At 68.7% G+C, this 10,597-nt stretch carries 7 protein-coding genes; 5 read left to right on the forward strand and 2 right to left on the reverse strand.

Annotation, left to right across the window (positions count from 1 at the left end; all coding sequences use genetic code 11):
• Positions 1–111 precede the first annotated feature (111 nt).
• Positions 112–1,524, reverse strand: a complete 1,413-nt coding sequence (locus tag EYW47_RS15690; RefSeq protein WP_133195732.1) for a sensor domain-containing diguanylate cyclase — start codon at positions 1,522–1,524, stop codon at positions 112–114.
• 337 nt (positions 1,525–1,861) lie between these two features.
• Between EYW47_RS15690 and EYW47_RS15695 the strand changes: the two genes are divergently transcribed.
• The 4 genes from EYW47_RS15695 to EYW47_RS15710 all read left to right on the forward strand — a co-directional run bounded on the left by EYW47_RS15695 (position 1,862) and on the right by EYW47_RS15710 (position 8,199).
• A complete protein-coding gene (locus tag EYW47_RS15695) occupies positions 1,862–3,844 on the forward strand; it encodes a protease modulator HflK (protein WP_133195733.1) in 1,983 nt (660 codons plus the stop codon).
• A 97-nt stretch (positions 3,845–3,941) separates the two neighbouring features.
• Positions 3,942–4,991 (forward strand): protease modulator HflC, encoded by a 1,050-nt coding sequence (gene hflC, locus EYW47_RS15700; RefSeq protein WP_133195734.1) that lies wholly within the window; start codon positions 3,942–3,944, stop codon positions 4,989–4,991.
• Positions 4,988–6,022 (forward strand): SPFH domain-containing protein, encoded by a 1,035-nt coding sequence (locus tag EYW47_RS15705; RefSeq protein ID WP_133195735.1) that lies wholly within the window; start codon positions 4,988–4,990, stop codon positions 6,020–6,022. The genes hflC and EYW47_RS15705 overlap by 4 nt, the downstream gene beginning before the upstream one ends.
• Positions 6,019–8,199 carry a heavy metal translocating P-type ATPase gene (locus tag EYW47_RS15710; protein WP_133195736.1) on the forward strand — a complete coding sequence of 727 codons (2,181 nt, stop codon included), beginning with the start codon at positions 6,019–6,021 and terminating at the stop codon, positions 8,197–8,199. Before EYW47_RS15705 ends, EYW47_RS15710 begins: the two co-directional genes overlap by 4 nt.
• A 74-nt stretch (positions 8,200–8,273) precedes the next feature.
• On the opposite strand, the gene EYW47_RS15715 is transcribed toward EYW47_RS15710, so the two are convergent.
• The gene (locus tag EYW47_RS15715) at positions 8,274–9,050 is read right to left on the reverse strand and encodes a hypothetical protein (protein ID WP_133195737.1); all 777 of its coding nucleotides are present in this window, start codon (positions 9,048–9,050) and stop codon (positions 8,274–8,276) included.
• Positions 9,051–9,189: 139 nt separating this feature from the next.
• On the opposite strand from EYW47_RS15715, the gene gcvA reads away from it, so the two are divergent.
• Positions 9,190–10,146, forward strand: a complete 957-nt coding sequence (gene gcvA, locus EYW47_RS15720; protein WP_133195738.1) for a transcriptional regulator GcvA — start codon at positions 9,190–9,192, stop codon at positions 10,144–10,146.
• Positions 10,147–10,597: the final 451 nt, after the last annotated feature.

A 10,597-nucleotide genomic window follows, 5' to 3' on the forward strand; every position in this document is an offset into this window, starting at 1 on the left:
TCGGCGGCTAGACTAGCACCGTGTGGAGCAAGCTGGTGCGAACCTGATCGCAGATCCGGGATGTTAGCGAACGCGTGTCGGGCAACGCCCGATGCGCGAGCGGCCCAGACCTTACGCCACGCTCTCGCCGGCGCGCGCGACGCGGTTGCGGCCGGCGTGCTTGGCCGCGTAGAGCGCCGCGTCGGCGGCGGCAATCAGCGCATGGGGCGCGGCGCTCGCGCCCGCAGCGCCTGGACTGCCCGGGCCGCTCGTGGCGCAGCCGGCGCTCACGGTGACCCGGCCCGCCGCCGCGGGCGCGGGAAGGGCGAGCTGCGCGACCGCCGCGCGGGCGCGCTCCGCGACGGCGCAAGCTTCGTCGGCGTGGGCGCCGGGCAGGACCAGCGCGAACTCTTCGCCGCCGTAGCGCGCGACGAAGTCGCCGGGGCGCAGCGTGAGCGCGAGCGCCTCGGCCACCGCGGCGAGACACGCATCGCCGTGCAGATGGCCGTAGGCGTCGTTGTAGAGCTTGAAGTGATCGACGTCGATCATCACGAGCGAAAGCGGCTGCGCACCGCGCGCCGCGCGCTCGAAGGCACGCTGGAACTGCTCGTCGAAATAGCTGCGGTTGTAGACGCGCGTGAGCGCATCGTGCGCCGAAGTCTGGATCAACGAAGCATGCGCTTCCGACAACTGCCGGTAGAGCGCCGTGACCTCCCAGACCAGCACGCACACCAGCACGCCAGGCGCGAACATGCTGAACAGACGCGCGACGTACCAGCCCAGCGTGAAGCGCTCGACGCTCAGCGTATTGAGCGCGGCATCGACGAGCGACGCGAGCAGGGCCACCGCGATCCACCAGTCGAGCACGAGCCGCAGCCGCCCCTTGAGCAGGACGACGGCAATCGCCACGGCGTTGAGCGCGCAGACGACGAGTCCCGTTGCGTTGGCGGCTATGCCTGCCGGCGGCATGGGGGCAGCGTCCGTCCCGGTCGCGTGCCATGGCGCGACGAGATCGACACGAACGACGAGCACACCCAGTGCCGCGGCGAGCAGGGCGGGGCCGGCGAGCAGGAGCCAGGCGCGTGCACTCAGGCCCGCAAGGCCTGGCTCTGCGGGCGGGTCGTCCGGCGCGCGGCTGCGCACCAGCTCGGCCACGATCACGAGCGCGGGGAAGCCCATATGCCAGAAGACCCACATCCATGCGGCGCTGTGCGGGCCTGCGCCGAGCAAGCCCGCGCGCGTGAACACGCCAGGAAACATCAGTAACTGCAGCGCGACGGCGATCGCGGTGAACGCGTAGGCGCCTCCGAGCGCGCCGAGCATGGGCAGGCGCGTGGCCGCGAAGCGCGCGCCAAGCATGAATGCCGCGATGCACGACGTGGTGAAAACGGTGAGCGCGCACATCGGCATGAATGGCCCGATGGCGGGCAGGGCATCGCGTGCGCGCGGCGCGGCGAGCGCGAGCGTCAGCAGGATTGCGAGCGCGCAGAGGCCGGCGAAGATCGCCTGCCTGCGTGTTGCCGGTCCTATCAGCAAGCCGTACATGGGGTCCCGTTGTGCGTTGGTCGCTGTGCGTTTATTGATTATGGATGCCGGCAGCGCATCGATAGCCCTGGGTCTTGGACAGGGTGCGTGCAGGCGGTGAGTTCGCCACTGAGAGGAGAAACGTCTGCGCGTCCGGTTGCAAAGCTATTTTGCGCCGATTCGTCTGCCGATGGGGGAGCGAATGAACGGAAAGAAGCGCGTGTGATGCGCGGCGCGCACCCGCGTTGCGGTTGAGTTTCCTTATCGAGCGCGCTACATTGGGCGCGCGCGTTTCGGCCCCCCTGACAAGCGTTGCGACGCTTGTCCGCCTTTCGTAATTATTATGTAAGGATACCTGATGGTGCATCGCGCAGCTCGCGACAACCACGAAGCCTATGGGTGGTTCGCCGGCCGTGCGGGCGAGCGCCGGCTCGGCGCGTTTGCGCTGGGGCTCGGTGTTGCGCTCGGCTTGCTCGCATGCGTGCCGGGTCTGCCGTTCGATGCGCGCGCTTGCGCGGCCATGGCGAGCGCGTGCCTCAATATCGGTATCGCCGTGACTGGCACGCGGCTCATCGTTGGGCGCGAGGCCGCTGCACCGGCCGCTCGCGTGCCCTTGTGGAAGACGCTGCTGGGCCTCGCGCGGCTGGCGTTCAGGCGTGACGCTGCGCATGCCGCTCAGGATAGCGACACCAACGAGGCCAGCAAGATCGACGAGGTCCAAAGCCACGACCGGCCCGACCTGCGTGGTCTGTTGCGTGCCTTGCCCTGGCAGCCCTGGGCCGTGCCGTTCATCGCGCTCGTATCGCTCGGGCTCGCCGCGCTCGCGTGGGCAAGGCCTGAGCCGGCGCCAGCCGGCACGCAGGCTGCGTTGCTCGTGTTCGTCGCGCTCACGCTCGTGCTCGCGTTCGGCGCGCTCGTCGCGGAACGCTTTTACGCACAACGTAGCGCGGATTCGCGTGCATGCGCTGCGCTCGTGGGGCTGCTGCGCGTGCTGATCGTCGCGGCGCTGGGCGCGGCAGCAGCGGGGGCGTGGTCCGTGCATGGGGAGCAGGCGCCGGACTGGCTGCCGCGCGCGATTGCCGTGCTGAGCGGCGCGGTCGCGATCGAACTGGCGATGCGTTCGGCATGGGCATGGCTGGCGGCGCCCGCGGCGCTCGTGTCGGGTTCCGCGGCAGCAGACGATGCGTGGTTCCTGCGTAGTGCCGTCGCTGCCGCGTTGCGAGCGCAAGCGCATCCGCTCGCCGCGCTCGATGAGCGATTGCGCGCGCGCTACGGCATCGACTTGCGGCAGAACTGGGCACTGCAAAGTTTCGTGCGCCTCTTGCCGGGCACGCTCGCGGCCATGGTGCTCGCGGGCTGGCTGCTGGGCGGCGTGACGATCCTCGGTCCCGATCAGCGCGCCGTCTATGAGCGCTTCGGCGCGCCGGTCGCCGTGTGGCAGCCGGGTCTGCATGTGGGGCTGCCCTGGCCCTTCGGCCGCGCGCGCCCGATCGACAATGGCGCGGTCCATCAGCTGATCGTCTCGGGCAGCGCGAACGACACCAGCCAGGCCGCGCCGCCCGTTGCCGCCGACGCCGCCCCGCCCGGCCAGCTCAACCGGCTCTGGGACGTCGCGCATCCGTGGGAGACGACGCAGGTGATCGCGGGCACGAGCGGCGACCAGCAGGCCTTTCAGATCGTGAGCGCCGACGTGCGCCTCGACTATCGCATCGGCCTCTCTGACGCGGCGGCGCGCGCCGCGCTCTATCGCACCGTCGATCTGGACGCGACCGTGCGCTCGATCGCGAACCGCGAAGTCGTGCGCTATCTCGCATCGCGCACGCTGCAGTCGCTGCTCGACACTCCGCAGACGGCGATGGCCGCAACGCTGCGCGCCGCCGTGCAGCGCCAGCTCGACCGGCTCGTGAGCGGCATCGAGGTCGTGGCGGTCGTGATCGAGAGCGTGCATCCACCCGCGGGCGCGGCGGCTGCGTATCACGGCGTGCAGGCGGCGCAGATCCGCGCGCAGGCGAGCGTGGTGCAGGCACGCGGCTTTGCTGCGCAGACGATCGGCGGCGCGCAGCAGCAGGCGATCGAAGCCGTTGCGCAAGGCAGCGCGAACGCGGCGGACACGCTGGCCGCCGCGCGCGTGCAGCAGGCGGGCTTCGACGCCGACGTGATCGCACAAGGCCTGGGCGGCCCCGCGTTCGCCTTCGAGTATTACCTGCACAGCCTGCAAAAAGGGCTGCAAAGCGCGAACGTGACCGTGATCGACGACCGCCTCGCGAGCGGCAGCCGCGCGACCCTCGATTTGCGCACGCTCACGCCTGCCACGGCGGCGGGCGTGAGGCAGGCATGGTGACGCGCGCGCAGGGCCGTGCGGACGCATTCAGTGCGCACGCGCTGGCATCGACTTTGGCATCGAATCTGGCATCGACATTGAACAAGGTGATTTGAACGTGGGCCTCTTTCACACGCACGGCGATGCGCACTCTCATCATCATGGACATGGCGGCGAGCCACACGGGGGCGCCCCCGCGAGCCGGCCGCGCTTCGCGCTGCGCGCGGCGCTGGCGCTCGCGTGCGTGATCGTCGCGCTCGTGGTCGCAAGCTTCGTGCAGGTGCGCGAGGGCGAGGCGGACGTGATCACGCGCTTCGGCGACCCGGTGCGCGTGGTGCTCTCGCCGGGCCTCGCGTGGCGCTTGCCCGCGCCCATCGAAGCGGCGCTGCCGGTGGACCTGCGCCTGCACACGACCTCGAGCGGCCTGCAGGACGTGGGCACGCGCGATGGCCTGCGCATCATCGTGCAGGCCTATGTGGCGTGGCGCGTGCCCGCCAATGCCGGCGACATCGGCCGCTTCGTGCGCGCGGTGCGCAACGAACCCGACGAAGCCGCGCGGCAGATCCGCTCGCTCGTGGGCTCCGCGCTGCAGACCACCTCGGCGGGCTTCGATCTCGCCTCACTCGTCAACACCGATCCATCGCAAGTGCGCATTGCCGAATTCGAAGAGGCGTTGCGCCGCCAGGTCGACGCGCAGGCGTACGCCGCGTATGGCGTGCACGTCGTGCAGGTGGGGCTCGAACGGCTCACGCTACCCGCCGTAACGCTCTCGGCCACGGTCGATCGCATGCGCGCCGAGCGCGAGACCGTGGCCGCGCAGCGCACGGCCGAGGGCTTGCGCGAAGCGGCGCAGATCCGCTCGGACGCCGACCGCGACGCGCGCGTGCTGATCGCCGACGCGAACGTGAAAGCGGCCGAAATCGAGGCGCAGTCGCGCAAGGACGCGGCTGCCATCTACGGCAAGAGCTACGCGGCCGATCCGCAGCTCTACACGATGCTGCGCTCGCTCGATACGCTGGGCTCGGTCGTCAACCAGAACACGAACCTGATCCTGCGCACCGACGCGGCGCCGTTCCGCGCGCTCGTGCAGGGGCCGCCGGGGATGAGCGGTAGTGCGGGTGCCGGCGCGGCCGTCCCGGCCGCACGCACCCACGGGCCAGCCAGATGAGCACGCGCGAGAACTTTCCCGCGCTCGGCCCCGGTGCGCAGGCCGTCCGCCTGTCGTTCCGCTTCGTCGCGGCGCTGGCGGTGCTGGCCGCGCTCGCATGGGCCACTTCGAACGTGCGCCGCATTCCCGCCGACAGCAGCGCCGTGGTGACGCGCTTTGGCGCTTATGTGAAAAGCCAGGGCGCGGGCTTGCTGGTGGCCTGGCCGCGTCCGTTCGAAGCGGTGCGGCTCGTGCCGGGCCGCGAGCGCGTGCTCGAACGCCGCATCGTTTCCCTCATGCGCGATCCGCGCGCGGGCGCGCAGCTGAGCATGGACTCCGACGCGCTCGCCGGGTCCGGCTACGTGCTCACCGGGGACAACGGCGTCGTGCAGGTGAGCGCGACGTTGTTCTACCGCGTGGCCGATCCCTATGCCTACGCCTTGCAGCTCGATCATCTCGACGCGGCGCTCGAGCGCATCGTCTCGGCTTCGGTTGCGCAGACGCTGGCACAGCGCGATCTCGACGCGATTCTCGTGGCGCGCCCGGAGATGGTGGCCGCCGACCAGCAAATGGCCGCGCGCCGCGAAGCGCTGCGCGGCGACCTCGCGCGCGCGGTCCAGCGCGATCTCGACGCGCTTGCCGCCGCGCATGCGGGGCTCGGCATCGAGGTCGCGCGGGTGGACGTGCAGGCGTCGTTTCCCGCTTCGGCCACCGACGCGTTCAACGCCGTGCTGAGCTCGATGCAGAACGCGGAGCGCGACATCGCCCAGGCGCGCACCATCGCCGAGAAGACGCGCCAGGGCGCGCAGCAGAACGCCGACCGCATCGTGCAGGATGCCCAGGCAAACGCCGCCGAGCGCGTCGCCAAGGCGCAGTCGGAGACTTCCACGATCGCGCAGCTCGAAGCGGCGCTCGCGCAGAACCACGATCCGGGGCTCGTTGCGCGCGCCTATCGCGACCGCGTTCAGGCCGTGCTCGCGAAGGCCAAACATGTGACGACGATCGACCCGAACGATGCGTCGAGCCTCGTCTTGCCGGGGCACGCGCCATGACGACACCGTATGAACCGGCGGGGCCGCACGCCAGCGCTCGCGCGGTGCATGCCGTGCACGCCGGGCAACGAGGGCACGAGGGCCAGCACGGCCACGATGGGCGCGACGGCCATGAAGTCCACGCGCTCGCGATGTCCGCCGCCGAGCGGCGCGCCATCACGCGCCATACCTTGCTCGCGCTCGTCGCGGGCGGCCTGCTTCTGCTTTCGCTTGCGTGGTCGTGGCTCGGGCCCACCAGCACACGCGGTGGCGCAACGCTCGCGCAACTGCTCGCGGCGGCGGCCTCGCTGGTGGTCGCGCCGCCGGTGTTCGCGGGTGCATGGCACAGCCTCAAGTCGCCGAGCCTGCACGGCGTGACCGATCGCCTGATCGCGCTCGCGATGCTGGGCGCGTGGGCCATGGGCGACATGACGACGGCCGCGCTGCTGCCCATCGTGATGACCTTCGGCCACGCGCTCGAGGAGCGCAGCGTGCTCGGCTCGCAAGAGGCCATTCGCGCGCTCGGGCGTCTGACATCCGGCAACGTACGGCGCGTAAATGGCGAGGGGGCGATCGAAGAGGTGCCGTACGACGCGCTTTGCGCGGGCGACCTCGTCGACGTGCTGCCGGGCGCGCGCATTCCCGCCGACGGCGTCGTGCGTCACGGCCGCTCGAGTATCGACAACGGACCGATCACGGGCGAATCGCTGCCACAGGACGCGGGCGAGGGCGCGAGCGTCTACGGCGGCTCGATCAACCTCGACGGAGCGTTGCGCGTGGAGATCACGCAGGTGGGCGAGGACTCGACGCTCGGCAAGGTCGTCGAACTCATGCAGCGCGCGGAAGCCGCCAAGCCGCCCATCACCCAGGCGCTCGAACGCTACATGGATGCCTACCTCGCGCTCGTGCTGCTGATCGCGGCCATCGTCTGGTTCGTGAGCGCGAACGCCTCGGCGATGCTTGCCGTGATCGTCGCGTCGTGCCCTTGCGCGCTCGTGCTCGCGGCGCCCTCGACCGCCATCGCGGGCATTGCGGCGGGTGCGCGGCGCGGCATCTTGTTCAGGAATGCTGCGTTTCTCGACAAGATCGCCGAGATCGATACGCTCGTGATCGACAAGACAGGCACGCTCACGCACGGCGAGCTGCGCGTCACGCGCGTGGCGTTGCAGCCGGGCGTGGACGAGGCGCAGGCGCGTGCGCTGGCGATGCGGCTGGCGTTGAGCAGCGCGCATCCGGTATGCCGCGCGCTGGTGCGCGAGGGCGAGCAGGCGGCGGTTGCGTGCGTCGACACGGCGCCCGCGATTTCAGACGTAACCGGGGGCGCCGTGCATACGGGTGCAGTGCATACGGGAGTCGTGCATATGGGCGCCGCGCCAGCGGACGCCGCGCATACGGATGCCTCGCGCGCGGGCGTGCCGTTTGCCGATGCACGCGAATTGCGCGGTCTCGGTGTACGTGCACAGACCGACGCGGGCGAAGCCGTGCTCGGCCGCCACGATTTGCTCGTGCAACACGTGCATGAACTGCCGCAAGCGCCCGCGGACTTCGACGGCACCTGCGCGGGACTCGCGCTCAACGGCCGCCTGCTCGCGTGGTTTGCCTTCGCGGACACGCTGCGCCCTGAAGCGCGCGAAGCGCTCGACGATCTGCGTGCGCTCGGCATTGCACGCGAGGCGCTGGTGACGGGCGACCGCGAGATCGTTGCGCAACGGCTCGCGCGTGAGGTGGGCATCGAGACGGTAATCGCGCAGGCGCTGCCGCACGACAAGCTCGACTATGTGCTGAGCGAGATCGCCGCGGGCCATCATCCGCTCGTGGTCGGCGATGGCCTGAACGACGTCCTCGCGATCAAGGCGGGCTCGACGAGCGTTGCGATGGGCGAGCGCGGCATCGACATCGCGGTGGCCTCGGCGGACGTCGTGCTGCTCGCCGACGACCTGCGCCGCCTGCCCGACTGCATTCGCCTCGGCAGGCATTGCCGGAACGTTGCCACTGCCAATGCTGCTATCGGCCTCGCATGGACCGTGGCCGTGATCGCGCTCGCGGCGCTCGGCGTGATCGGCGCGGTGGCGAGCGCGATCCTGCATAACGTGGGCGCGCTCATCGTGATCGCCAACGCGGGGCGCTTGTTGCGCCGCGACGCGGATGCAGCGGCTTCCTCAACGAGTGCGGCCGGTGCCGGGTGCGCGCAGGGCTAACCCGGGGTGCGAATGCGCGCGATTGCAGTTGAGGGAGTGCGTGCGCACCCTTCGACTTCGCTATAGCGCTCGACTCACTCCGCAGGCAGCGCAGCCGGCATGCGCATCCGGTACAGCGACACGGCCTGGATCGCGAGCGTGCAGAATATTGCGCTGCTGTAAGCGGCAACCAGGCTCGTGCGCGTCAACACCAGGCTCAGCACGAAGAAGAACGTGGCAAACCCCAGCAGACTTGCCGTCATGCCGCGCATCACCTGCTGCGGCGCTTCATGGCCGACGATGCGATGCGCGAACACCGCGATAATGATGGCCATGAACGGGAACGACGCGAGCACGCCGCTTGCCTCAGGCCCGACGTAAGGCGCGATCATCGTCACCCCGACCACGAGTCCGGCAATGAGCGCCATGCGCGCGGGCAAGTCCCACCACGGCGGATCGACTCTTGCGCTTTTGGCTGCGGTGTTGGGCATGAGGTTGAGCGCGAACGTGATGGCCACGATGGCGAGGAGGAACAAGCCCGTTTGCTGCAGCCCGCTCCATTGCAGCAGCGCGGCCACGACCGCAAACGTCACGCTGGCGCCCGAGAGCGCCATGCGCCATCCGAGGCTCGCGAGCCTGCAATAGACCAGGCAAAAAGCCACTTGCGCCACCGTCGCGACGAGCGAGCCCGCCGTGGCCTGGGCCGCGAAGGCGGGCCCGTGCTCGAGCGAGAGGAACACCGAGATCGGCCCCGAGGTGAGCGGCAGCCCCACCATGAATCCGCCGATCGCCTCGCCCCAGCGGCGAACGGCAAGACTTGCGGCCAACAGCAACAGCGGCGTGACGACGAGCTTGAAAACGAGAAGATCCATGATGAGCGCTACGAAACGGAGTGAGTCGGCAGAGAGAGTCAGCCTTGAACGATGCTGTCGATATTGAAGGGCGCTCTCCTGCCTGACAAACCATTTGTCGTCATATAATGCGTGAGTAAAACTCACGCATGGCTCCGTTATGTTCGACCGGCTCCCTCCTTTGCAAACCCTGCGCGCCTTTGAAGCTACCGGGCGGCTGTTGAGCATGACATTGGCGGCCGAGGAGCTGCATGTCACGCATGGCGCGGTGAGCCGGCATATCAAGACGCTCGAGAACCACCTTGGCGTCGCCCTGTTCCAGCGCTTGACCCGGCGCATCGTGCTGACCGAAGCGGGCGCCGAGTTCCTGCTGGCCGTGACCCGCGTGCTGGGGGAGCTGACCAAGGAAGCGGAGCGCCTGCGTGCTCACGACAGCGTTGCGCGACTGAAGATCAACTCCAGCGTGTCCTTCGCGAACAAGTGGCTCGCGCCCCGGCTGCACCGGCTGAAGGGCCGCCACCCGGAACTCGATGTCCACCTCGAAGTGACCGACAAATATGTCGATCTGAATGAGGGGGAGGCCGATGTGGCCATCCGTTACGGGAGCGGGCGTTATCCGCGCGTGCTTGCCGAGCGGATTCTGGAGGAGACCGTGACACCGGTTTGCACTCCTGCATATTGGGAGGCTAAAGGGGAGGCCAGGGCGGGCCGGCCGTCAGTCGAGAGTCTCAAGCGTTGTACCTTGCTGCACGAAGACGGCATGCTGGCGAACTGGGAGCAATGGCTCGCGCTGGCGGGAATCAAGGGCATACGCAGCGACCGCGGTTCTGCCTACAGTCATGGGAGCATGGCTATTGAAGCGGCGATTCGAGGTGAGGGTGTGGCGCTCGGGCGTAGTGTGATCGTGGCCGACGATATCGCGGCCGGGCGTCTGGTGGCGCCGTTCCCGGATATTTGCTTGAAGTCGGAGCGCGGGCATGATCTTGTGTATCGAATCGGTAGTCGCGATGATCCCAAGGTGTGCGCCTTGCGGGATTGGCTTGCTGATGAGATTCGGATTTTTTTGGGGGTGCCGGCATGTGAGTTGCCGGCGCTTTTGTGTGTGGAGCGTGGTTGAGAGTTGATTTGTTGTGGTGGTGTTGTTGTTGTTGGCCTTTCCTTGTTTTCATGTCGGTATATGAGTGTTGCCCCTGTGCGGGGCGGCACCTACTTTTCTTTGCAGCGGCAAAGAAAAGTAGGCAAAAGAAAGCCGCTCAAACCGCCAGTGTGACGCCGTCCCCCACTGCCCTGTCAATCGGAGCGGCTCCGGGGCGTCTGTCACCACGCGTCGTCTGCCGGAGTGACAAAGGGCTCATCCATCCGGCGGCGCTGCGCGCGCCGTGGGACATAACTCAAACCAGTGGGATGCAGGTGTATACGCGGGAGTCACTGCTATTGGTGGGATGTACAAAATCCGTAGGACTCCAATGTATTCAGCGGAAGAACTCCCGCGCATTCGCTGACAGTAAGCCCGGTTTTCCTTGCAGACCCTTCCGCCCGCGCGTAGCGCGTGGCGGGAAGGATGAGCC

This window comes from Paraburkholderia silviterrae, assembly GCF_004353915.1.
Taxonomy (GTDB): domain Bacteria; phylum Pseudomonadota; class Gammaproteobacteria; order Burkholderiales; family Burkholderiaceae; genus Paraburkholderia; species Paraburkholderia silviterrae.